This window comes from Serratia sp. JUb9, from assembly GCF_014298095.1.
Taxonomy (GTDB): Bacteria; Pseudomonadota; Gammaproteobacteria; order Enterobacterales; family Enterobacteriaceae; genus Serratia_B; species Serratia_B rhizosphaerae.
In genome coordinates this window covers 2354911-2379232 of the sequence record NZ_CP060416.1, presented here as the reverse complement: position 1 = coordinate 2379232, position 24322 = coordinate 2354911, and the positions used below count along the sequence as shown (strand labels likewise).

General features: G+C 57.6%; 19 protein-coding genes, 2 pseudogenes and 1 other annotated feature. Of the genes and pseudogenes, 10 read left to right on the top strand and 11 right to left on the bottom strand.

From position 1 onward, the window contains the following. Nucleotides 1-35: 35 nt before the first annotated feature. The 5 genes and pseudogenes from acnA to topA all read right to left on the bottom strand — a co-directional run bounded on the left by acnA (nt 36) and on the right by topA (nt 8494). Entirely contained in the window at nt 36-2708 is a 2673-nt protein-coding gene (acnA, locus tag HF675_RS11295) for an aconitate hydratase AcnA (protein WP_187044616.1), read from the bottom strand. 293 nt (nt 2709-3001) lie between these two features. Beyond that, nucleotides 3002-3427, bottom strand: a complete 426-nt coding sequence (locus tag HF675_RS11290; RefSeq protein ID WP_105231311.1) for a hypothetical protein — start codon at nt 3425-3427, stop codon at nt 3002-3004. Nucleotides 3428-3429: 2 nt separating this feature from the next. Then, nucleotides 3430-4128, bottom strand: a pseudogene (locus HF675_RS11285) (hypothetical protein). Between the two features lie 428 nt (nt 4129-4556). Beyond that, nucleotides 4557-5531 carry an HTH-type transcriptional regulator CysB gene (cysB, locus tag HF675_RS11280; protein WP_015672511.1) on the bottom strand — a complete coding sequence of 325 codons (975 nt, stop codon included), beginning with the start codon at nt 5529-5531 and terminating at the stop codon, nt 4557-4559. 359 nt (nt 5532-5890) lie between these two features. Further along, a complete protein-coding gene (gene topA / locus HF675_RS11275; protein WP_105231312.1) occupies nt 5891-8494 on the bottom strand; it encodes a type I DNA topoisomerase in 2604 nt (867 codons plus the stop codon). Between the two features lie 425 nt (nt 8495-8919). Between topA and HF675_RS11270 the strand changes: the two genes are divergently transcribed. Then, on the top strand, nt 8920-9171 hold the full coding sequence (locus tag HF675_RS11270; RefSeq protein WP_187044615.1) for a YciN family protein: 252 nt from the start codon (nt 8920-8922) through the stop codon (nt 9169-9171). Nucleotides 9172-9219: 48 nt separating this feature from the next. Here the strand turns inward: HF675_RS11270 and sohB are convergent, their stop codons facing one another. Beyond that, complete coding sequence (sohB, locus tag HF675_RS11265) at nt 9220-10266, bottom strand: protease SohB (RefSeq protein WP_105231314.1); 1047 nt, start codon at nt 10264-10266, stop codon at nt 9220-9222. A 359-nt stretch (nt 10267-10625) separates the two neighbouring features. On the opposite strand from sohB, the gene HF675_RS11260 reads away from it, so the two are divergent. Together HF675_RS11260 and cobO are read left to right on the top strand one after the other, a co-directional pair. Continuing rightward, on the top strand, nt 10626-11387 hold the full coding sequence (locus tag HF675_RS11260; protein ID WP_105231315.1) for a YciK family oxidoreductase: 762 nt from the start codon (nt 10626-10628) through the stop codon (nt 11385-11387). A 12-nt stretch (nt 11388-11399) separates the two neighbouring features. Continuing rightward, nucleotides 11400-11990, top strand: coding sequence for a cob(I)yrinic acid a,c-diamide adenosyltransferase (gene cobO, locus HF675_RS11255; protein ID WP_187044614.1), 591 nt, complete (start codon nt 11400-11402; stop codon nt 11988-11990). 46 nt (nt 11991-12036) lie between these two features. Here the strand turns inward: cobO and rluB are convergent, their stop codons facing one another. The 4 genes from rluB to HF675_RS11235 form a co-directional block, all read right to left on the bottom strand. Then, entirely contained in the window at nt 12037-12951 is a 915-nt protein-coding gene (gene rluB, locus HF675_RS11250) for a 23S rRNA pseudouridine(2605) synthase RluB (protein ID WP_105231317.1), read from the bottom strand. Between the two features lie 486 nt (nt 12952-13437). After that, a complete protein-coding gene (locus tag HF675_RS11245; RefSeq protein WP_105231318.1) occupies nt 13438-13797 on the bottom strand; it encodes a Rap1a/Tai family immunity protein in 360 nt (119 codons plus the stop codon). 103 nt (nt 13798-13900) lie between these two features. After that, complete coding sequence (locus HF675_RS11240; protein WP_111736995.1) at nt 13901-14521, bottom strand: L-threonylcarbamoyladenylate synthase; 621 nt, start codon at nt 14519-14521, stop codon at nt 13901-13903. A gap of 71 nt (nt 14522-14592) precedes the next feature. Continuing rightward, complete coding sequence (locus HF675_RS11235) at nt 14593-15468, bottom strand: PHP domain-containing protein (protein ID WP_187044613.1); 876 nt, start codon at nt 15466-15468, stop codon at nt 14593-14595. Between the two features lie 243 nt (nt 15469-15711). Next, nucleotides 15712-15814: a sequence feature (Trp leader region), on the top strand. Between the two features lie 28 nt (nt 15815-15842). On the opposite strand from HF675_RS11235, the gene HF675_RS11230 reads away from it, so the two are divergent. From HF675_RS11230 to HF675_RS11200, 6 genes and pseudogenes are all read left to right on the top strand, one after another. Then, nucleotides 15843-17399, top strand: coding sequence for an anthranilate synthase component 1 (locus HF675_RS11230; protein ID WP_105231321.1), 1557 nt, complete (start codon nt 15843-15845; stop codon nt 17397-17399). Next, a pseudogene (trpD, locus tag HF675_RS23800) lies at nt 17399-18996 on the top strand (bifunctional anthranilate synthase glutamate amidotransferase component TrpG/anthranilate phosphoribosyltransferase TrpD). The gene HF675_RS11230 and the pseudogene trpD overlap by 1 nt, the downstream one beginning before the upstream one ends. 3 nt (nt 18997-18999) lie before the next feature. Further along, on the top strand, nt 19000-20361 hold the full coding sequence (gene trpCF / locus HF675_RS11215) for a bifunctional indole-3-glycerol-phosphate synthase TrpC/phosphoribosylanthranilate isomerase TrpF (protein WP_187044727.1): 1362 nt from the start codon (nt 19000-19002) through the stop codon (nt 20359-20361). Nucleotides 20362-20406: 45 nt separating this feature from the next. Continuing rightward, complete coding sequence (gene trpB, locus HF675_RS11210) at nt 20407-21597, top strand: tryptophan synthase subunit beta (RefSeq protein ID WP_105231325.1); 1191 nt, start codon at nt 20407-20409, stop codon at nt 21595-21597. Then, nucleotides 21597-22403 (top strand): tryptophan synthase subunit alpha, encoded by an 807-nt coding sequence (trpA, locus tag HF675_RS11205; protein WP_105231326.1) that lies wholly within the window; start codon nt 21597-21599, stop codon nt 22401-22403. Before trpB ends, trpA begins: the two co-directional genes overlap by 1 nt. Before the next feature lie 171 nt (nt 22404-22574). Then, nucleotides 22575-22889: a BON domain-containing protein gene (locus HF675_RS11200; RefSeq protein ID WP_105231327.1), complete on the top strand. Its 315-nt coding sequence runs from the start codon at nt 22575-22577 to the stop codon at nt 22887-22889. 47 nt (nt 22890-22936) lie between these two features. Here HF675_RS11200 and ompW read toward each other — a convergent pair whose 3' ends face one another. Continuing rightward, a complete protein-coding gene (gene ompW / locus HF675_RS11195) occupies nt 22937-23590 on the bottom strand; it encodes an outer membrane protein OmpW (RefSeq protein WP_145961170.1) in 654 nt (217 codons plus the stop codon). Between the two features lie 288 nt (nt 23591-23878). Here ompW and HF675_RS11190 point away from each other — a divergent pair, with 288 nt between their 5' ends. Next, nucleotides 23879-24319: a YkgJ family cysteine cluster protein gene (locus tag HF675_RS11190; protein WP_105233374.1), complete on the top strand. Its 441-nt coding sequence runs from the start codon at nt 23879-23881 to the stop codon at nt 24317-24319. Nucleotides 24320-24322: the final 3 nt, after the last annotated feature.

The following is a 24322-nucleotide window of genomic DNA, read 5'->3' as shown; positions in this document are numbered from 1 at the left end:
AAAATAATCAGGGCGCCCGCAGGCGCCCTTTTTTATTACAACATTTTCCTGATGACGTAATGCAGGATGCCATCGTTCTGGTAGTAGGTCAGCTCGGTTTGCGTGTCGATGCGGCAGCGGGTATCCACCACCTCTTCACGGCCGTCGGCATAGGTGATATGCAGCGGCACCGTCTGCCCCGGCTGCAGACTCTGCAGGCCGCCGACGCTGATGCTCTCATCCCCGCTCAGCGCCAGCGTTTTGCGCGTCACGCCCTGCGGAAATTCCAGCGGTAGAATCCCCATGCCGATCAGGTTTGAGCGGTGAATACGTTCGAAAGACTCGGCGATCACCACGCGCACCCCGAGCAGGCGCGGCCCTTTGGCAGCCCAGTCACGGCTGGAGCCGGAGCCGTACTCTTTACCGGCGACCACCGCCAGCGGCACCTGCTCTTGCTGATAACGCATCGCGGCGTCATAAATCGCCATCTCTTCCTGTGACGGGATATGGCGCGTATAGCCGCCTTCCACACCCGGCACCATCTCGTTGCGGATGCGGATATTGGCGAAGGTGCCGCGCATCATCACCTCATGGTTGCCGCGACGTGAGCCGTAGGAGTTGAAGTCACTGTCCGCCACCCCGTGCTCGCTGAGGTAACGTCCCGCCGGGCTGTCGTGCTTGATATTGCCCGCCGGGGAGATGTGGTCGGTGGTAACCGAATCCGCCAGGATCGCCAGCAGACGCGCGTTGTTGATATCCTGCACCGGCTCGGGTTTTTCCTGCATGGTGCTGAAGAACGGCGGATGGCGAATATAGGTGGAGTCATCCTGCCAGTTATAGGTTGCCGACGCAGCCACCTCGATTGCCCGCCACTCCTCGTCGCCGTTAAACACTTCGCTGTATTCCTTACGGAACATCTCGGTGCGGACTTCCTCTACCGCCTTGGCGATATCGGTATTGCTTGGCCAAATGTCTTTCAGATACACCGGTTTACCGTCGCGCCCTTCTCCCAATGCATCCTTGGCCAGATCCAGCTGCATATTACCGGCCAGCGCATAGGCGACCACCAGCGGCGGCGACGCCAGCCAGTTGGTTTTTACCAGCGGATGGATACGTCCTTCAAAGTTACGGTTGCCGGACAGCACTGCACCGACGGTCAGATCGCCGGTTTTAATCGCCTGCTCGATCGGCTCCGGCAGCGGGCCGGAGTTACCAATACAGGTGGTGCAGCCGTAACCCACCAGATTAAAGCCCAGCGCTTCCAGATAAGGCATCAGCCCGGCGCTGGCGAAGTAGTCGGTCACGACTTTGGAACCCGGCGCCAGCGAGGTTTTCACCCATGGCTTCACCTGCAGGCCTTTATCCACCGCATTTTTCGCCAACAGGCCGGCGGCCATCATCACGCTGGGGTTAGAGGTGTTGGTGCACGACGTGATGGCGGCAATCACCACCGCGCCGTTGCTGAGCGGATGTGTTGCGCCGTCCAGCGTGAAAGGAACGGAGTCCGCCCGGTTTTTCTGGCCGCCGATGTCCAGCTCGGTCGCGGCCTGGAAGGCCTGCGGCACTGCCGACAGCGCCACCCGATCCTGCGGCCGCTTCGGCCCGGCCAGACTGGTTTCCACCGTCGACATATCCAGCGCCAGCGAACTGGTGAAGACCGGCTCATCGCCGGGATGACGCCACATACCCTGCGCTTTGGCGTAACTTTCCACCAGCGCGATCTGCTCGTCGCTGCGTCCGCTCAGTTTCAGGTAGCCGAGCGTGACCTCATCAACCGGGAAGAAGCCACAGGTAGCGCCATATTCCGGCGCCATATTGGCGATGGTGGCGCGGTCCGCCAGCGGTAATTGCGCAAGGCCGTCGCCGTAAAATTCCACGAACTTGCCGACCACGCCGTGCTTACGCAGCATCTGCGTGACGGTTAACACCAAATCGGTGGCGGTGATGCCCTCGCTGAGTTTACCCGTCAGTTTAAAGCCCACCACATCCGGGATCAACATCGATACCGGCTGCCCCAGCATCGCCGCTTCCGCTTCGATACCGCCGACGCCCCAGCCGAGGATGCCCAGGCCGTTAATCATGGTGGTGTGGGAATCGGTGCCCACCAGCGTATCCGGGTAGGCGATGCGTTTGCCGTCCTGCTCCTCATGCCAGATGGTCTGGCCCAGATACTCAAGGTTGACCTGGTGGCAGATCCCGGTGCCCGGCGGCACCACACGGAAGCGGTTAAAGGCTTGCTGCCCCCAGCGCAGGAAGGTGTAACGTTCGTGGTTGCGCTGCATTTCGATACGCACGTTATCGGTAAATGCCTGCTGGTCGCCGAACTCATCGACGGTTACCGAGTGGTCAATCACCAGATCTACCGGCGACAGCGGGTTGACCTGGTCGACATTGCCGCCCAGCCGCTGCACCGCTTCGCGCATCGCCGCCAGATCGACCACCGCCGGCACGCCGGTAAAATCCTGCATCAGCACGCGTGCCGGGCGGTAGGCAATTTCACGGTCGGCATGTCCGCTGCGCTGCCAGTCGACGATCGCTTGTAAATCCTCAACCTGCACCGTATCGCCGTCGATATGACGTAGCAGGTTCTCCAACAGCACTTTCATGGACTTCGGCAGCCGGTCGATATCTCCGAGCTGTTTGGCCGCCTGTGGCAGGCTGTAATAGTGATATTCGCTATTCAGTGCAACCAGCTTATCCATACTCGTTTCACTAAGATTGGACGACATAGCTCCTCCATTTTTATTATGTCAAAAACAGGGTAATTACTGAGGTCTTGTTTAAAGATAACACAAACGTGATGTAACGTTTTGATAACAACACGATTTGATCACAGCGATAGGCAAAAGCGATGGCGCGCCGACAAGTGTTAGCTAAGTCAAAGGGTTAGGATGAAACCCACCAAAAAAGGAGTAATAAATAACCACATCATTGGCAAGGATTGTGGACGCCGCGTGCGACAAAAGACAGGAAAACACCGAGGCATCGGCAGGCAAAAAGTAACGCCGGGATCCGGCAGGAATTAATCGTTCTGCACTTTGGTCAATACCGCTTCACCAGTGCCGCGATTAAAAGAGAGATAAAAAACCGCGCCGCCATGTCGTTCCTGCTGCGACCAAACCTCATTAGCGCCAAGTCGCCGCTTATCCAGAGCGTAACCCAAGCCCCGCAGATAAATCCTGAGCGGCTCGATGTCAGAGGCACGTTGAAAAATAATAGCGTTTGATGGTGCATGCCCGTCGCCGGGCTGCGAGACAAAAACGTAATCCGCTGAAATACGCGGCGCTTGCGCGATCTCTTTATCCGTCAGGATGCGATAGGTAAAAAAGTCGTTTTCCGTGTATTCAGTCACCTCATTAACGCCTGATGCAACGACATAGATAAACACACCACTAAGAAGAAGCACGCCCATCAGCGTCAAACTGCCCCACTTCAACAACGTTCTCACGGTTACCTCACTCCTTTGAATTCAAATGATGTTCCATTGCCCGTAAGAACGTTGACAGTCCCGGACGTAAAGTCATCCCACGGACGCATCCACGTCATAAAATGTGGAAGGTTTACCTTGTACGGTTGGCGCCTGACACAAGGGTCGCTTGGATCAGGAAAAAGTATCGGTAGAAAACCGCTATTTTTATGGGAGCCGATAGAGCCGTAATAATCCCATCGACGCACAGCCGCAGTATAACTCACGGGCCTGACTCGATAATCATATCGGCCAGGAATCATATAACGATAAAATCCAAACAGGTTAGAAACGAGATCTTCACCACTATAGCCGCTGTCTGTATACCACGAAAAAACACGCTGGCTTTGTAAGTTTTCAAAGAAAAACGATGTATTCAACATCATCGCCAACATAATACGGTTAACATCACTACCGCTGCGCCCTCACTTGATCTGCCACCGTGAAAATTTCCCGATACCCAACCGGCTCCCAAATCTGGCAATACGCATATCTTGGCGATACATCACGGTATAAAAATCTTTCCCGCTATTCTCACCCGCCAAGAACTTGCGTTTCAGGGCAATGATATCATCACCGCGAGCGTGCCCCATATCAAGCCACCCTAAGACCTCGGTGTAAACAAGCCCGCTTGTCAGCCATTCAAATTTCGCTCCATCCTGTATATCCCGTCGAGTACTCATAACCTATATCCTTTCAGGTTAACATATTGATTTTTATTAATATTTAGCACATGCATGCTGGAAAATCTGCAGATTATTTTAAGGGTATAAACAGAAAAAGATGCGACCTGGGTCTAGAGTAAATTTACAGTGAATAGCCCAGATGACACTTTTGAATGCGTGACCCACTCCATGTTAGTAAAAAGCTATCAGACCATAACTCAGCTCTATAGATGATAGCGTCGAGGGCACGTTAGAAGGGATGTGTGGTGAGTATGTAACGTGAATCAATATCGCCTTGGCGCTGCGCTCTAAGGAGATATGAAAACGGGAGGGATAAATGTTCCCTCCCGGTAAGTCTGGCTTTACAGCCTGTTTCAATCAACAGATTGAAACAGGTGAGCGAACACCCGAGTGTTGATCCTGCGGTAAGTCGTTAATTTTACGCCCTACTTCACCGGCAGTTTGATGTCCTTGAACATCGCCTCGATCTCTTCATTCGAGCGCAGCGCCACCGCGGTGTCCACCACGTCGCGCGTCAGATGCGGCGCAAAGCGCTGGATAAAGTCGTACATATAGCTGCGCAGGAAGGTGCTGCGGCGGAAACCGATTTTGGTGGTGCTGTAGGTGAACACATCGCGGGCGTCGACGGTCACCAGATCCGGATCCTGCACCGGGTCGACCGCCATGCTGGCAATCACCCCCACCCCTAACCCCAGGCGGACGTAGGTTTTGATCACGTCGGCATCGGTAGCCGTGAACACGATACGCGGCGTCAGCCCGGCACGGTTAAAGGCGGTATCCAGCTCTGAACGACCGGTAAAGCCGAAGGTGTAGGTCACTATCGGATATTCAGCCAACTCTTCAATGGTGATATGGCTTTTGCCGGCTAACGGATGATCGGGTTTCACCACCACCGCGCGGTTCCAGTGGTAGCACGGCAGCATAATCAGATCGTCGTACAGATGCAGCGCCTCGGTGGCGATAGCGAAGTCGGCGGTGCCTTTGGACACCGCTTCGGCAATCTGCGTCGGCGACCCCTGATGCATATGCAATGAGACGCGCGGATAACGTTCGATAAAGCCTTTGATCACGTTAGGCAGCGCATAGCGCGCCTGCGTATGGGTGGTGGCGACGTACAGGGAGCCTTTATCCGGATAAGTATGTTCGCCGGCAACCGCTTTGATTGCCTCGACCTTGGACAGCACCTCGCGCGCGATGCGGATAATCTCCTGGCCTGCCGGCGTCACCTGCGTCAGGTGTTTGCCGCTGCGGGCAAAGATCTGAATACCCAGTTCATCCTCCAGCATACGCACCTGTTTGCTGATGCCAGGCTGAGAGGTATAAAGCCCTTCCGCTGTCGATGACACATTCAGGTTGTGATTAACCACTTCCACAATGTAACGAAGCTGCTGCAATTTCATATCTTATACCATCCTAGGTTAAACACTGCGGCCAGGCCGCATTCAGGTATATCGGTGTTTCCCGGTATGCTGAAAAGTTGGTGAGCCATAACACAGTGTTAACCCAGATGCTGCAGAAAACGCCGTTGTTAATAAGCTTTAATCATAAATACATATTTTTATATAACCACTATATCACGCCATAGCTTCAAGTATAGATCCACGTCACACTATGATAACGATTATTTCGCATTACTATCAATGCGCAACGCCGGTCCACGGTGATTAAAACGCACCAGAATGGCCGGTTTCCCCGGGCACGGGCATAAAAAAACCAGCCGCCCGGGCTGGTTTTTTAAGATTGCTGCCGTCAGCAACGATTACTTTTTGGTTTCAACCCATTTGCCATCCACGAAGAATGCGGTCCAGCCGGTGGCCTTGCCCTCTTTCTCCGAAGAGACGTACTGCTGCTTGGTCTTACGGCTGAAGCGCACCAGCGTTTTGTTGCCTTCCGGATCGGCCACCGGAGCATCGGCCAGGTAACGCAGTTTTTCCGGCAGACGGTCCTTAAAGCGCTGCAGTTCTTCCACCAACGGCGCACGGGTTTCGCGCGATTTAGGGAACGTATTGGCTGCCAGGAACACGCCGGCCGCGCCGTCACGCAACACAAAATAGGCGTCCGACTTGGCGCATGGCAATTCCGGCAACGGCACCGGATCTTCCTTCGGTGGCGCGACTTCACCGCTGCGCAGGATTTTACGCGTGTTCTTACAGTTTTCGTTGGTGCAGCCCATGTATTTACCGAAGCGCCCCATTTTCAGGTGCATTTCGGAACCACACTTCTCACACTCAACCACTGGGCCGTCATAGCCTTTCAGGCGGAACTCGCCCTCTTCAATCTCGTAACCGTCACAGGCCGGGTTGTTGCCGCACACGTGCAGTTTGCGCTGGTTATCGATCAGGTAGCTGTCCATCGCGGTGCCGCACTTCTGGCAGCGACGGCGCGCGCGCAAGGCGTTGGTTTCCGCATCGTCCCCTTCCAGTATGTTAAGCACTTCGGCTTCCGGCACCAGGTTGATGGTGGTTTTGCAACGCTCTTTCGGCGGCAGCGCATAGCCGGAACAGCCGAGGAACACCCCGGTGCTGGCGGTGCGAATGCCCATCTGGCGGCCGCAGGTCGGACAGTCGATGCTGGTCAGCACCATCTGGTTCGGGCGCATCCCGCCTTCTTCCGGGTCTTTTTCCGCCGTTTCCAGCTGTTCGCTGAACTCGGCAAAGAACTCGTCCAGCACCGCTTTCCACTCCGCGTGGTTGTTCGCCACCTGGTCGAGGCCATCTTCCATGCGGGCGGTGAAATCGTAGTTCATCAGCTCACGGAAGTTCTCTTCCAGCCGGTCGGTGACGATTTCGCCCATTTTTTCCGCATAGAAACGGCGGTTTTCCACCCGCACGTAGCCGCGATCCTGAATGGTGGAGATGATCGAGGCATAGGTGGAAGGACGGCCGATGCCGCGTTTTTCCAGCTCTTTCACCAGCGATGCTTCGCTGTAGCGCGCAGGCGGCTTGGTAAAGTGCTGGCTCGGGATCAACTGCTGCAGATCCAGCTCGCTGCCGATGTCGACAAACGGCAGAGTGCGATCTTCGTCGCCCTTGCGCAACGCCGGCATCACCTTGGTCCAACCGTCGAAACGCAGCGTGCGGCCTTTGGCGCGCAGCTGGTAATCACCGGCTTTTACCGTCAGCGTGGTGGAATCGTACTGCGCCGGCGTCATCTGACAGGCGACAAACTGACGCCAGATCAGCTGATACAGTTTTTGCGCATCCGCTTCCATATCTTTCAGCTGTTCGGCCACCACGTTCACGTCCGAAGGACGAATCGCTTCGTGCGCTTCCTGAGAATTCTCTTTGCTGCTGTACTGATTCGGCGCTTTCGGCAGGTATTTCTCGCCGAAGCTGTCGCCGATATAACCCCGCACCATATTGAGCGCATCCTGGCTCAGGTTGGTGGAGTCGGTACGCATATAGGTAATGTGGCCCGCTTCATACAGACGCTGCGCCATCATCATGGTTTTCTTCACGCCGAAGCTCAGACGCGTACTGGCCGCCTGTTGCAGCGTGGAGGTAATAAACGGCGCGCCCGGCTTGCTGCTGGTCGGTTTGTCTTCACGATCCTGCACCGTGTAGCGCGCTTTCTCCAGCAACGCCACCGCCGCGTAGGTCTGGTCGCGGTTTACCGGTTTGAACGGTTTGCCGTGCGCATGGGTCACTTCCATCTGCAGCGCGGTTTCACCCTGCGCCAGCAGGTCGGCGCGCAGTTCCCAGTACTCTTCCGGCACGAAGGCTTTGATATCGCGCTCGCGCTCCACCACCAGGCGGACGGCCACCGACTGTACGCGGCCGGCGGACAGGCCGCGGGCAATTTTCTTCCACAGCAGCGGCGAGACCATATAGCCCACAACGCGGTCCATAAAGCGACGCGCCTGCTGGGCGTTAACCCGGTCAATATTCAGTTCGCCCGGCTCGCTGAACGCCTGCTGAATGGCGTTTTTGGTGATTTCGTTAAACACCACGCGGCTGAAGCGCTGGTCGTCGCCGCCGATCACTTCCCGCAGGTGCCAGGCAATGGCTTCCCCTTCGCGGTCCAAGTCGGTTGCGAGATAAATGTGGTCGGCGTTTTCCGCTAACGATTTTAACTCTGCGACAACTTTTTCTTTACCAGGCAGGATTTCATAATGCGCTTTCCAGCCGTGATAAGGATCGACGCCCATTCGGTTTACCAGCGCCGTCGTTGCGTCTTTTTTAACTTTTTTCTTGGCCTTGGTTTTGTCTTCGCTTGAGTCAGCGCTCTTTTTGCTGGCTGAGCCACTGGTCGGCAAATCACGGATATGACCGACGCTGGACTTCACCACGTAGTCATTACCCAAATATTTATTAATAGTTTTGGCTTTTGCCGGGGACTCAACTATTACAAGAGCTTTACCCATATTTACCTTTACCTAATTTATTTCTTCTGAAAAGAAGTCTTTTATCTCGCCGTGCCGCGGCAATTCACATCTCTTTTTTATATTGCGGCAGTCTGGCCGGAGATCAACATGTTTTTTTCCGTTGGCTGCTTAACTGCTCAACCTGAACGCAAGTTGCTGATCGCCCCCGCCTTTCAGCCATGCTCCAGAGGTATGGCCGTCTATGGCTCGCCGTTGGCGTAAACAAAAATTTCCACCTGAGGCCGCAAAATCCCACACTGTACCTGATAAAAAGCGCCACGCAACCTAATTAGCACGGAAAACGCTTTTTCGCCAATTTCCATAGCCTGCCAGCCGTCCGGACGGCAGCTAAACCTTAGTTTATTTGCGGATAAACGGAAAGCAGCGCTAGTATATGCGCAGTAAAGATATCCGGAGTGCAATAAATGAACAATGATACTTCACCGATTAACCGCGAAGCGTTACTCAAAGAAGCAAATAACATCATCCGTCAGCATGAGGATTATCTCCACGGCATGGTCGCCACCGATGTCGAACAAAAAAACGGCGTGTTGGTATTTCGCGGCGAATTCTTTTTAGACCCGGACGGTTTGCCGACGGCAAAAACTACGGCGGTATTTAATATGTTTAAACATCTCGCCCACCGACTTTCAGAAAAATACCATCTGATCGATTGAGCGACGGATAAAAAAACGGGGGCCAAGGCCCCCTCGATACTCCCCGGCTTACAGCAGCGGCTTTTCTCCGCGCTGCCACCAGCGCAGCAGCAGGCGATCGGCGCTTTCCGCCGCGCTGCCGGTAAAGCGGTCGATCAGCCGTTTATGGCGGGTATAGCGCACCCCGATCACCTCATGGGTTTCCATTTCGGCAATCAGCAGGTCATCGCTGGTGCCCACCGCGTCGACCAGTCCTTTTTCCCGGGCCTGCGTGCCGAGCCAGTGCTCACCGGTCGCCACGCTGTCGATATCCAGCGAAGGACGTTGCTGATGGACGAACTGCTTGAACAGCAGATGGGTTTCATTCAGCTCCTCGCGGAACTTCTCACGCCCTTCGTCGGTGTTTTCACCAAACAGCGTCAGCGTACGTTTGAACTGGCCGGCGGTGTGCAACTCGACGTCCACATTGTTCTTTTTCAGCAGGCGGTGGAAGTTGGGGATCTGCGCCACCACGCCGATGGAGCCGATGATGGCAAACGGCGCCGCCACAATGCGATCCGCCACGCAGGCCATCATATAACCGCCGCTGGCGGCGACTTTGTCCACCGCCACCGTCAGGCGGATGCCGCCGTTGCGCAGGCGTTCCAACTGCGAAGCGGCCAGGCCGTAACCGTGTACCACGCCGCCAGGGCTTTCCAGACGCAGCAGCACTTCGTCCTGCGCAGTCGCCACCGCCAGCACGGCAGAGACCTCTTCGCGCAGTGAAGAGACTTCATGCGCGTCCATGCTGCCCTTGAAATCCAGCACGTAGAGACAAGGCTTACCCGCCTCCACCGCGCCCGCCTTCGCCCGCTGCTTTTTGAGCTTATCGTCGGCCTTGGTCTGCTTCTTAAACTGCTTGTTCCAGATTTTTTGCTCTGCCGCATCCATCCGCGCCAGACGCATATCACGCTGCATATCGCGGTATTGTTCGCCGAGATCGGTCAGCCGCAGCTCCCCTTTTTGCTGGCTCTTGCGATGTCCCAGACTTACCGCCAGCAGCGCCAGCGCGGCGATAGCGATCGCCACCGTGGCGACCTTGGCCAAAAACAGGCCGTAAACAGATATAAACTCCACAGATTCCGCCTTGATAACAGGTTGTTAGTTGTCTTCGTTCATTCTAGCCAACTGTTCCCCCGGCTGTCGCGGCAAATTCCCCTTCCTGGAATACGCGACGCATCGGATGAGCGTCTTCACCCGGGCGGCACGCTGGGATTGTTCCGTTTTTGTTACAAAAGAATGCCGTTTCGCCCGCCTTATCATTGAAAATGCGATCCGTTTCAGGCATATAACACGCATTATTTATCAATGTGATCATCGCATTCGCTGCGGGGCCAGCGCGACCGTCGAACCGACACGCCCGCCGCCGGCCTCCCACACCCACTGCATTTCCCCGAAAACGGTGGAAATTGCCCGTCACGGCGCGAGGAATTATTGTGCATTACAACCCTAAACACGATCTGCTGGAGCAACGCATCATTCTGGTTACCGGCGCAGGCGACGGCATCGGCCGCGAAGCCGCATTAACCTATGCGCGTTTCGGCGCACAGCTGGTGCTACTGGGCCGCACCGAAAGCAAACTGTTGGCGGTTCGCGACGAAATTGCCGCCCAGGGCGGCGCGCCGGCGCTGACCGTCACGCTGGATCTGCTGCATGCCACGCAGGAGCAATGCCGCCAGGTCGCCGCCGACCTGACGGATCAGCTGCCGCGTCTGGACGGCGTACTGCATAACGCCGGCCTGTTGGGTGATATCGTGCCAATGGCCGAGATCGATATGGCAATGTGGCACGATGTGATGCAGGTCAACGTCAACGCCACCTTTATGCTGACCCAGGCGCTGCTGCCGCTGCTGTTAAAATCCCCTGCCGGCTCGCTGATCTTTACCACCTCCAGCGTTGGCCGCATGGGACGCGCCGGCTGGGGCGCTTATGCCGTCTCCAAATTCGCCACCGAAGGCATGATGCAGGTGCTGGCGGAAGAGTATAAAAGCCGCCATCTGCGGGTAAACTGCATCAATCCGGGCGGAACGCGCACCAGTATGCGCGCCGCCGCCTTCCCGCATGAAGACAAAAACAAGCTGAAAACCCCGGCGGATATCATGCCGCTGTACCTGTATCTGATGGGTGATGACAGCCGCCGTAAAACCGGCATGAGCTTTGACGCCCAGCCCAACCGCAAACCCGGCGCCGCCGAATAGGGAGAATGCCTTATGGCTGAAGATCGCCACCAGCAGCGTCAGCAGCGGTTAAAAGAGCAGGTCGACGCGCGTATTGCCGCCGCGCAGGAAAGCCGGGGGTTACTGTTGGTATTCACCGGCAACGGGAAAGGGAAAACCACCGCGGCGTTCGGCACGGTCACCCGCGCGGTAGGCCACGGCATGCAGGCCGGCGTCATTCAGTTTATCAAGGGCGAATGGCCCAACGGTGAAAAGAATCTGCTGCAGCAGCATGGCGTGGAGTTTCAGGTGATGGCTACCGGCTTTACCTGGGAGACGCAAAGTAAAGAGAACGATACGGCGGCCTGTCAGGCGGTCTGGCAGCACGCTAAACGCATGCTGGCCGATGCGTCGCTGGATGTGGTGCTGTTGGATGAGCTGACCTATATGGTCGCATACGGCTATCTGGAACTGGAAGCGGTAATGACGGCGCTGGCGCAGCGCCCGGCCCATCAGACGGTGATAATTACCGGCCGCGGCTGCCATCGTGATTTACTGGAACTGGCGGATACGGTGACGGAGATGCGACCGGTGAAACATGCGTTTGACGCCGGCATCAAAGCCCAACAGGGCATCGACTGGTAATCATCCTCCGCGTAGCCGTCGATTGGCGGCTACGCGGGGCTGCGGATTAGCTGCGTTTACGCGTCGGCTTGGCGGCAGATTTAGCGCCCGCCGGCTTGCCGCCGCCGTTGCCACGGCGTCCTGGAGAGACCTGGCTGTGACGCTTCACCGCACGGCGAATCTGGTTGGCCTTCACGCGGCGACGCTCACGCTCGACCGGCAGCTTACTGACCGTTTCCGGCTTCAACTCCACCAGTTCGCGCAGGTAGTTGATCGATGACAGATCCAGTTCAGCCCAGCCGCCGCGCGGCAGGCCTTTCGGCAGATCGATATCACCATAACGCACGCGGATCAAACGGCTGACCTGTACGCCGACCGCCTCCCATAAGCGACGCACTTCGCGGTTGCGTCCTTCGGTCAGCGTTACGTTGTACCACTGGTTCAAGCCTTCCCCGCCCTGGAACTTGATGGTGCGGAACGCCGCCGGGCCATCTTCCAGCTGTACGCCACGGCTCAGCTGTTTCACCTTGTCGTCGTCAATCTGACCGAATACGCGCACGGCATACTCACGTTCAACTTCACGGCTCGGGTGCATCAGACGGTTGGCCAGTTCACCGTCGGTAGTGAACAGCAGCAGCCCCGAAGTATTCACATCCAGACGGCCCACGGCCACCCAGCGCGAACCACGCAGTTTCGGCAGACGATCGAACACCGTCGGGCGCCCTTCCGGATCGCTGCGGGTGCAGAGCTCGCCTTCCGGTTTGTAATAAGCCAGTACGCGGCACACAGCCTCTTCCGACTCTTTTACCGACACCACATGGCCGTCAATACGGATTTTCATCGCCGGATTCACTTCCACGCGATCGCCCAGCGTCGCCACTTTACCGTCGACGCTGACGCGTCCGGCTTCAATCATGCCTTCAATTTCACGACGCGAACCGTGACCGGCACGCGCTAAAACTTTCTGTAATTTTTCGCTCATGGAGCAACCTCTTGCGTCGCCTTCACAGGCGTCTGCGTATACTATACGTTCAATCAGTTACGGCAATCGGCGCCATAACCCTATAATCTTGCACACTTTTTGGCACGCTGCATGGCACACGCGGCACCACACCAGCTACCACGCATCATTCAACGTGGCCGCACATTCTACACAAATTTTAGAATTAATGATTCTAAAAAGAATGTTCGTTTTTCACCCAGCGCTGACAGCCTGAAATAAGCCTAATAACGCATAAGCACGTTTCTACGCACACCATGCGCATGACGCCAGCGCAAAGCATGTGGAATGACGGTGTACCGCCAGGAATTATCAGTAACCGCCTCGGCCACAACACAGGCGTTACTTTATGCTAGCCGGATATCACCAGGGATCAGGTGCCAAGGGTAAACGCTGAGAATCTTACAAAGTGGGGAATACGGCATCAGCCGCAAGACAGGGCCGGCGAGCGCCAGCCCTCTGACAACATTAGTGACGCTCGCAAGGATAAGCGGCTGCCAGCGCCAGCATAATCACCGACGGCGCCGAATAGTGCAGTTGTTCAGGATGGTCGTTGAGGTATTGCATCACCGCGTCGGACGCCGTGCCGACGCTCATTCCGGCATCCGGGCAGATGTTGCGGTTGCCCTGCATCGAATAAGTATCGAATACCCCGGCGACATAGCCCATGAACATACCGCCGTTCAACGCCTCGGCGACGGTCGCCACGCCGTTTTTATTCTTCACATAGCCGTCACTTTCCGCTAACAGCGCGCTGCCAGAATAAAAACCGGCGTTCGCCGCCGAAGAAACCAGTAAGGAAGCGACCAGTAAAGTCTGTTTTATCATTGTTACGCGCCCTGCCATTACTTATTATTTTGTTATCGTAGAATAGCGGTTTTCGCCACGTTTGCGGTCGCGAAAGCCGATTTTCAGAATTTCTATAGAGTTATCAGCGGAACGGCGACGGGTCGCCGGCACCCTCGCGCATCACTTCCGGCGCGGCCTCCGTCAGGTCTACCACCGTGGTCGGCTGCTGCCCCAGGAAGCCGCCGTGGATCACCAGATCGACCTGTTTACCCAGGTGATCGCTAATCTCTTCCGGGTCGGATTCGGCAAAATCATTGCCCGGCAGCATCAGCGTGGTCGACATCATCGGTTCATTGAGCGCTTCCAGCAGCGCCAGCGCAATCGGGTTGGACGGTACGCGCAGGCCGATAGTTTTACGCTTGTCGTTCATCAGGCGACGCGGCACTTCTTTGGTCGCCTTGAGGATAAAGGTGTAATGCCCCGGCGTATTATTCTTGATCAGGCGGAATGCCGTGTTATCCACGTAGGCATAGGTCGACAGCTCCGACAAGTCGCGGCACATCAGCGTAAAGTTATGGTGGCCGTCCAGTTGACGGATACGGCAGATACGCTCCATGGCCGATTTCTCTTCCAGCCTGCACCCCAGCGCATAGCCGGAGTCGGTCGGATACACGATCACCCCGCCTTTGCGCAGCACATCAACCGCCTGATTGATTAAACGCGGTTGCGGGTTGTCCGGGTGAATATAAAAAAGCTGGCTCATCTGTTACTCCTAAAAGTGCTGCACGCGGACGCCGCCGCCCGCACTCATGCCTGATGCGTCAGGCTAACCAATCATTGCCGCGCCAGCGGCCAGTCACGCCACACCGGCTCTACGCCGCCGGGCAGCCACAGTTTGCGTCCCAGTTCAATCCAGGCGCAGGGTTGATGAAAATCTGAGCCCTGCGACGCCAGCAGCTGAAAATCCTGGGCATATTGCGCCAGCTGCGTACGTTCATTCGGCGCCTGCTGACACTGGGCAACTTCCATCGCATCGCCGCCGTGTTCGGCAAAATACGCCAGCAGGCGTTTTAGCCATTTCGCCGTCAGATCATAACGACCGGGATGCGCGACAACCGCCTGTCCGCCGGATTGATGAATCACATCAATGGCTTGTTCTATTGTACACCACCGTGGCGGAACGTAGCCGGTTTTCCCCTTGGCCAGATATTTTTTAAACACCTGGGCGATATTGTCGGCGACGCCGACCTGCACCAGGTAACGGGCAAAATGTCCGCGCGTTACCGCTCCGCCGTCGGCCAGCCGCTGTGCGCCTTCAAAGGCGCCTTCGATACGCGCTTTGGCCAAACGGACGCCAATTTCCTGCGCGCGCTGCTGCCGCCGTTCAATCTGCTCCGCCAACAGCTGCACCATCGCCGGATGTGCCGGATCGATGCCCAGACCGACGATATGGATCTCGTGATTTTCCCACAGGGTGGAGATCTCCACGCCGTTGACCAGCCGCAGCGGCAGCGCCTGCTGCTCGATGGCCGCCGCCGCCGCCGCCAGGCCATCGGTGGTGTCGTGGTCGGTAATCGCCAGTACGCCGACGCGCATCTCCGCCGCACGCTGTACCAGTTGTGCTGGCGTGCAAGACCCGTCTGAAGCGGTAGTGTGGCTGTGGAGATCGTACAGGGTAAAGGCGGAGGATGGAGCAGTGGTGTCAGTCAAAAGAAATATCCTGCAATGGCTTAGCTTTTTATCATAACCGCTAATGCCGTCCGGACGGAAATCTATTCTCCGGCCCCGACGATGCGTTGGATGAAAATAATTCACGACGCTGATAAAAACATTGCTGATTAAAAGTATTGACATCGCAGCCATGAACCAGTTAACTAGTACACAAGTTCACGGCAATCCCCGTGTTGGATGATAATTAGCGAGAGCGCGATAATGAGCAAACAAACTTCTCTTCTTCGTTGGTGGCGTACCTCCCTTTCGCGGGCGGTGTAATCACGCATACCTGTCATCCGACAATGCAGATTCTCCAGGCCCGCAGTAATGCGGGCTTTTTTATGGGCAAAATTTAACGGGAAGTACAGTCAATGAGCAAACCACAACTGACATTACTCAAGGCGCAAGCCGACTACCGGGGCGACCCCACCACCCTGTTCCACCAGCTGTGCGGCGCCCGGCCGGCCACACTGCTGCTGGAGTCGGCGGAAATTGAAAGCAAACAGAACCTGCAAAGCCTGCTGGTGATCGATAGCGCACTGCGCATTACCGCGCTGGGGCGTCAGGTCAGCCTGCAGGCGCTGAGCGCCAACGGCGCCGCGCTGCTGCCGCTGCTGGATGAGGCGCTGCCGGCCGAGGTGCAGATTGCCGTACGCCCCAATGGCCGTGAGCTGACCTTCCCGCAGATTGATGCAGTGCAGGATGAAGATGCGCGTCTGCGTTCGCTGTCGGTATTCGATGCGCTGCGCACGCTGCTGAAGCTGGTCGACTCCCCGGCCGACGAGCGCGAGGCAATGATGCTGGGCGGGCTGTTCGCTTACGACCTGGTGGCCGGTTTTGAAGAGCTGCCGCAGCTGCGTCAGGACCAGCGCTGCCCGGATTTCTGCTTCTATCTGGCGGAAACACTGCTGGTGCTGGACCACCAGCGCGGCGTCGCCCGCCTGCAGGCCAGCGTGTTTACCGGCGACGATGCGGAGCAGCAGCGTTTGCAACAGCGTCTGCAACAGATACAGCAGCAGCTGAAGCAAACGCCGCAGCCGATTCCCCACCAGACGCTGGAAAACATGCAGCTAAGCTGCAACCAGAGCGATGAGCAATATGGCGCGGCGGTCAGCGAACTGCAGCAGGCGATCCGCCACGGAGAAATCTTCCAGGTGGTGCCGTCACGCCGCTTCTCCCTGCCTTGCCCGACGCCGCTGGCGGCCTACCAGACGCTGAAGGACAACAACCCCAGCCCGTATATGTTCTTTATGCAGGACAACGATTTCACGCTGTTCGGCGCATCGCCGGAAAGCGCACTGAAATATGACGCCGGCAACCGGCAGATTGAAATCTATCCAATTGCCGGCACCCGCCCGCGCGGCCGCCGAGCCGACGGCTCCCTGGATCGGGACCTCGACAGCCGCATTGAACTGGAGATGCGCACCGACCATAAAGAGCTGGCGGAGCACCTGATGCTGGTCGATCTGGCGCGTAACGACCTGGCGCGCATCTGTCAGGCCGGTAGCCGCTACGTGGCCGATCTGACCAAAGTGGACCGCTACTCCTTCGTGATGCATCTGGTGTCACGCGTGGTTGGTACGCTGCGTCAGGATCTGGACGTGCTGCATGCCTATCAGGCCTGCATGAATATGGGCACGCTGAGCGGCGCGCCGAAGGTGCGCGCCATGCAGCTGATCGCCGCCAGCGAAGGCAGCCGCCGCGGCAGCTACGGCGGTGCCGTGGGCTATTTCACCGCCACCGGCGATCTGGATACCTGCATCGTGATTCGTTCCGCCTATGTGGAAGACGGCATCGCCACCGTGCAGGCCGGTGCCGGCGTAGTGCTCGACTCTGTCCCGCAGGCGGAAGCCGACGAAACCCGCAATAAAGCACGCGCCGTGCTGCGCGCCATCGCCACCGCGCATCATGCCAAGGAGGTGTTCTGATGGCCGATATCTTACTGCTCGACAACGTCGACTCTTTTACCTACAACCTGGTGGATCAGCTGCGCGCCAGCGGTCATCAGGTGGTGATCTACCGCAACCAAATCGCCGCCGAAGTGATTATTGAACGGCTGAGCCAGCTGGAACAGCCGGTGCTGATGCTGTCGCCGGGGCCTGGCGCACCGGCCGACGCCGGCTGTATGCCGGAGCTGCTGCAGCGTCTGCGCGGCCGGCTGCCGATTATCGGCATCTGTCTGGGGCATCAGGCGATTGTGGAAGCCTACGGCGGCCACGTCGGCCAGGCCGGCGAAATCCTGCACGGTAAGGCCTCGGCCATTCGCCACGACGATGACGCAATGTTCGCCGGCATGGCGAACCCGCTGCCGGTCGCGCGCTACCATTCTCTGGTGGGCAGCAACATCCCCGCCGCCCTGACGGTGAACGCCCGCTTTGGCGACATGGTGATGGCGGTGCGGCACGATGACGATCGCGTCTGCGGCTTCCAGTTTCATCCGGAATCGATTTTAACCACGCACGGCGCGCGCCTGCTGGAACAAACGCTGGCCTGGGCATTGGCTCAGCCGCCAAAGGGGGCAGAATAATGCAGCCTATTCTTGAAAAACTGTACCGCGCCGAGTCGCTGAGCCAGCAGGAAAGCCAGCAGCTGTTCAGCGCCATCGTGCGCGGCGAACTGGAAGCCAGTCAGCTGGCCGCCGCGTTAATCAGCATGAAAGTACGCGGCGAGCGGCCGGCGGAAATTGCCGGCGCGGCCAAGGCGCTGCTGGCGGATGCTCAACCGTTCCCTCGCCCGGACTACCTGTTCGCCGATATCGTCGGCACCGGCGGTGACGGCACCAACAGCATCAATATTTCCACCGCCAGCGCCTTTGTCGCAGCGGCCTGCGGCGCCCGGGTGGCCAAACACGGCAACCGCAGCGTCTCCAGCCGTTCTGGATCTTCCGACCTGCTGGCGGCCTTCGGCATCCGTCTGGATCTGCCGGCCGAACAGGCGCGTCAGGCGCTGGACGATTTGGGCGTCTGTTTTCTGTTCGCCCCGCAGTACCACACAGGGTTCCGCCATGCGATGCCGGTACGTCAGCAGTTGAAAACCCGCACGGTGTTCAACGTGCTGGGGCCGCTGATTAACCCGGCGAGACCGCCGCTGGCGCTGATTGGCGTTTACAGCCCCGAACTGGTGCTGCCGATCGCCGAAACGTTGCGGGTGCTGGGCTATCAGCGCGCCGCCGTGGTACACGGCGGCGGCATGGACGAGGTGGCGATCCACACCAGCACGCAGGTGGCGGAGCTGAACAACGGCGATATCACCACCTATACCCTGACGCCGGAGTCATTCGGCCTGCCGAGCTACCCGCTGGAAGCGCTGCTGGGTGGGACGCCGGAAGAAAACCGTGACATTCTTGCGCGGTTGTTACAAGGTAAAGGCGAGCCTGCTCACGCCGCAGCAGTGGCGGCTAACGTCGCGTTACTGCTGAAATTATTCGGACAGGAAGACCTGCGCCAAAACGCGCAGCAGGCATTAGCGATGATTGACAGCGGCCAAGCCTATGAGCGAGTAACCGCGTTGGCAGCAAGAGGATAAATGATGCAGGAAACCGTGCTCAACAAGATTGTTCGTGATAAAGCGCTCTGGGTCGCAGCACGACAGCAACAACAGCCGCTGGCCAGCTTTCAGAACGAACTGGTCCCCAGCGAACGCAGTTTTTACCATGCCCTACAGGGCGCCAAAACGGCGTTTATTCTCGAATGTAAGAAAGCCTCGCCTTCCAAGGGGCTGATTCGGGAAGATTTCAATCCGGCGGAGATTGCCGGCGTCTATAAAGAGTACGCCTCAGCGATTTCCGTGCTGACCGATGAAAAGTATTTCCAGGGCAGTTTTGACTTCCTGCCGCTGGTCAGTAACGCCGTCAGCCAGCCGGTGCTGTGTAAAGACTTTATCATCGACCCTTACCAGATTTACCTGGCGCGCCACTATCAGGCCGACGCCGTTCTGCTGATGCTGTCGGTGCTCAGCGACGAGCAGTACCGACAGCTGGCGGCGGTCGCGCACAGCCTGAAGATGGGCGTACTGACCGAAGTCATCAGCGAAGAAGAGCTGCAGCGGGCAGTTACGCTCGGCGCCAAAGTCGTCGGTATCAATAATCGCGACCTGCGCGATTTGAGCATCGACCTGAACCGCACCCGCACGCTGGCACCGCAGGTGCCGCACGGCGTCACGGTGATCAGCGAATCCGGCATCAATAACTACGCGCAGATCCGCGAGCTCAGCCGCTTTGCCAACGGTTTCCTGATCGGCAGCGCGCTGATGTCGGAGCCGGATCTGCGTGCGGCGGTGCGTCGCGTGATCCTCGGCGACAATAAAGTCTGCGGCCTGACCCGGCCGCAGGACGCGGCGGCGGCGTATCAGGCCGGCGCCAACTATGGCGGGCTGATTTTTGTCGGCCGTTCACCGCGCTATGTGGATATCAGCCGTGCACGCGAAGTGATCGCCGGCGCGCCGCTGAAGTACGTCGGCGTGTTCTGCGACGCGCAGGTCGACACCGTGGCGCAAACCGTTGAGCGTCTGGGCCTGCGCGCCGTACAGCTGCACGGCGCCGAAGACCAGGATTATATCAGCGCCCTGCGCGCCCGCCTGCCTGCCGACTGCCAGATCTGGAAGGCCCTGAGCGTTAAAACGCAGGTGCCGGCGCGCGATCTGCAGCACGTCGACCGCTATCTGTTGGATAACGGCGCCGGCGGCACCGGACAGCGCTTCGACTGGAGCGTACTGCACGCCGAGCCGCTGGATAACGTGCTGCTGGCCGGCGGCCTGAGCGCCGATAACTGTATTGAGGCCGCACAGCTCGGCTGCGCCGGTCTGGATTTCAATTCCGGGGTGGAAAGCGAGCCCGGCATTAAAGACGCGCAGCGTCTGAGCGCCGTCTTCCAGACGCTGCGCGCTTACTGAACGGCAGACATTTTTAACGAATTAACGCATAGGACGGGAACCTCGATGACGCTGCTTAACCCTTATTTTGGTGAATTTGGCGGGATGTACGTGCCGCAAATTCTGATGCCGGCTTTGATCCAACTGGAAGAAGCCTTTGTCAGCGCCCAACGCGATCCAGAGTTTCAGGCCGAGTTTATCGACCTGCTGAAAAACTACGCCGGGCGCCCTACCGCGCTGACGCTGTGTAAAAACCTGACCGCCGGCACCAACACCAAACTGTATCTGAAACGTGAAGACCTGCTGCACGGCGGCGCCCACAAAACCAACCAGGTTCTGGGACAGGCGCTGCTGGCGAAACGCATGGGCAAAACTGAAATTATCGCCGAGACCGGCGCCGGCCAGCACGGCGTGGCGTCGGCGCTGGCCAGCGCGCTGCTGGGGCTGAAGTGCCGCGTCTATATGGGTGCCAAAGACGTTGAGCGCCAGTCGCCGAACGTATTCCGCATGCGGCTAATGGGCGCCGAGGTGATCCCGGTGCACAGCGGCTCCGCCACGCTGAAAGATGCCTGTAACGAAGCGCTACGCGACTGGTCCGCCAGCTATGACAAGGCGCACTATATGTTAGGCACCGCCGCCGGCCCGCATCCCTATCCGACCATCGTCCGCGAATTCCAGCGCATGATCGGCGAAGAGACCAAGGCCCAGATGCAAGAACGCGAAGGCCGCCTGCCGGATGCGGTATTGGCCTGTGTGGGGGGCGGCTCCAACGCCATCGGCATGTTCGCCGATTTTATCGATGAGACCAGTGTTAAACTTATCGGCGTCGAGCCTGCCGGGCTGGGCATCGAAACCGGCCAGCACGGCGCGCCGCTGAAACACGGCCACGTCGGCATCTACTTTGGCATGAAATCGCCAATGATGCAGACTGCGGAAGGCCAGATCGAAGAATCCTACTCGATCTCCGCCGGTCTGGATTTCCCGTCCGTCGGGCCGCAGCACGCCCATCTGAACAGCATCGGCCGGGCGGATTATGTCTCCGTCACCGATGACGAAGCGTTGGAGGCCTTCAAGGCGCTCTCGCGTCACGAAGGCATTATTCCGGCGCTGGAGTCCTCCCATGCGCTGGCGCACGCCCTGAAAATGATCCGTGAAACGCCGCAGAAAGAGCAGATTCTGGTGGTGAACCTGTCCGGCCGCGGAGATAAAGACATATTTACCGTTCACGATATTCTGAAAGCACGGGGAGAAATGTGATGGAACGTTATCAGCAACTGTTCAAGCGCCTGGCGAGCCGGCAGGAAGGCGCCTTCGTGCCGTTCGTCACGCTGGGCGACCCTAACCCGACACTGTCGCTGCAGATTATCGATACGCTGATTGAGAACGGCGCGGACGCACTGGAGCTGGGCATCCCCTTCTCTGATCCGCTGGCGGACGGCCCTACCATTCAAAACGCCACGCTGCGCGCCTTCGCCGCCGGCGTAACGCCGAGCCAGTGCTTTGAAATGCTGGCGGCCATCCGTCAGAAGCATCCCGATATTCCTATCGGCCTGCTGATGTATGCCAACCTGGTGTTCCATAAAGGCATCGATAATTTTTATCAGCGCTGTGCCGACGTCGGTGTGGATTCGGTGCTGGTCGCCGACGTGCCCTTTGAAGAATCCGCGCCGTTCCGCGCCGCCGCGCTGCGTCACGATATCGCGCCGATCTTCATTTGTCCGCCGAATGCCAATGACGATCTGCTGCGCGAGATTTCGTCTCACGGGCGCGGTTATACTTACCTGCTGTCCCGCGCCGGGGTCACCGGCACCGAAAGCCGCGCGCAGCAGCCGCTGAACCACTTGATCAATACGCTCCGTGAATATCATGCCGCGCCTGCGCTACAGGGGTTTGGTATTTCAGAGCCGTCTCAGGTGCGTGAGGCCTTGCAGGCCGGTGCTGCCGGCGCGATTTCCGGCTCCGCCATCGTGAAAATCATTGAGCAGTACCAGCAACAGCCGGCAGAGATGCTCGCCAAGCTGGGCAAATTCGTCAGTGAGATGAAGGACGCCACCCGCGGCTGAACCTTGCTTTACCGGGTGCGCCCCACGCACCCGGCTTTAAGAATAACCTCATCATATTTCCCAATATCCGATTGACTAATCTGTCCTTTGTTTCACACTAATGATGGCTGCGGCAATCCGTACGCCAACGTAGTCTGTCGTTAAAAAAATAACATGGCATGGAGAGTAACTATGAAGCTATTTAAAACCCTTGCGGCACTGTGTATGGCCGGTGTGATGGCGCTGGCGGTAACGGCCTGCGCGCCGACGGCGAAATCAGAGGGAACTGGCGGCTATATTGACGACACAGTAATCACCACCAAGGTGAAATCGGCGCTGCTGGCGGATAAAAACATCAAATCGCGGGAGATCAGCGTGGAAACCTTTAAAGGGCGCGTGCAGCTAAGCGGTTTTGTCAGCACCAGCGCAGACGCCAACCGTGCGGTGCAGGTTACCCGCGGCGTCGCCGGCGTGAAGTCGGTAGAAAACGTGATGCAATTGAAGTAAACCCCAAGGAGGCGCCGCAAGGCGCCTCCCCGTGAAACACGCGCTGCTTAGAAACGGTAGCCGGCACCAAACATGAATACCCACGGATCCAGGCGCGTATCAATGCTGTGATGGCCGCCGGACGCATCGTCAAAGCGGGCTTTGGTTTCGATGTTCATCCACCACACTGACATGTTCAGCATCCAGTGCTCATCCAGGTTATAGTCCAGGCCAGCCTGCGCCGCAACGCCCCAGGAGTCTTTCAGGCTCAGGTTGCTCAGACCGGTGTCCTTGCCTTTCTGATTGAATTTTTCATCAAAGAAGGTGGTGTAGTTGACGCCCACGCCCAGATAAGGACGCAGCTTATCCTGACGGTCGCCAAAGTAATATTGCGCCATCAGCGTCGGCGGCAGGTGGTGCACGGTAGCGATATCGCCGCTGACCGCCTGGCCGCTGAGCGACACTTTATGGCGGAACGGGGTTGCCGCCAGCAATTCAACGCCGATGTTGTCCGTTACCATATAGCCGAAAGTCAGCCCAAGCTGGGTATTGTTACTGGCGTCGAATGAGCCCTGACCCAGCACGTCATCCGAACCGGTGGTCGGACGCACCGTCGCCGCGCCAGCGCGCAGCAGGAAATCCCCGGCCTGATGCGCATTTGCCGCCATTGGCACCATTGGCGCGACCATCGCCGCCAATACCGCTAAAGTAGTCTTCTTCATCATCATCCATTCCATATGTGTGGTTTCTAGCCCTGCCGAATATACCTATTACAAGGTATTTTTGATCGCATAGAGATCACATCTTATGTGTAAAACTATTAATTCGCACAAAAATCAGGGTTACCTAAGCGATTAATAAATCAAGAATTGATCTAAATCAAAAAAGGTCATTTGTTGTGAAAAATGTAAACAAGTGAAATATCAGTTGCAGAAATGCGCGGCGCTGAGTAATTTTTTCGCTCCGTGTTGGTTTTGGTTGGTGACCGTTAGGAGATGGTGGCAATCAAGATGAGCGAAATTCTCAATCCCTGTGTTAGCTGTGGCGCGTGCTGCGCCTATTTTCGAGTGTCATTCTATTGGGCTGAAGGCGATGACGGCGGCGGCGTGGTGCCAAGCGCGCTCACCGAGCCGTTAACCCCGTTCCTGCGCTGTATGCAGGGAACCAACAGCAGGTCTCCGCGCTGCACCGCGCTCGACGGTGAAATCGGCCAGGCCGTATCCTGTTCTATTTACCTTAACCGGCCGACGCCGTGCCGCGAATTTGACGCCTCGGGCGAAAACGGGCTGCGCAATGAAGCCTGCGATCGCGCACGCGAACGCTACGGCCTGCCGCCGCTGCCCGTTCCTCAGCCGCTGGCGCTGCCGGAAACGATAATCGCTGAAGAAATCAGCGCCATAGCGCTTGCGGGGTGCCACAGCGAGCCGGAACAAGGTACAATCCACCACTGATTA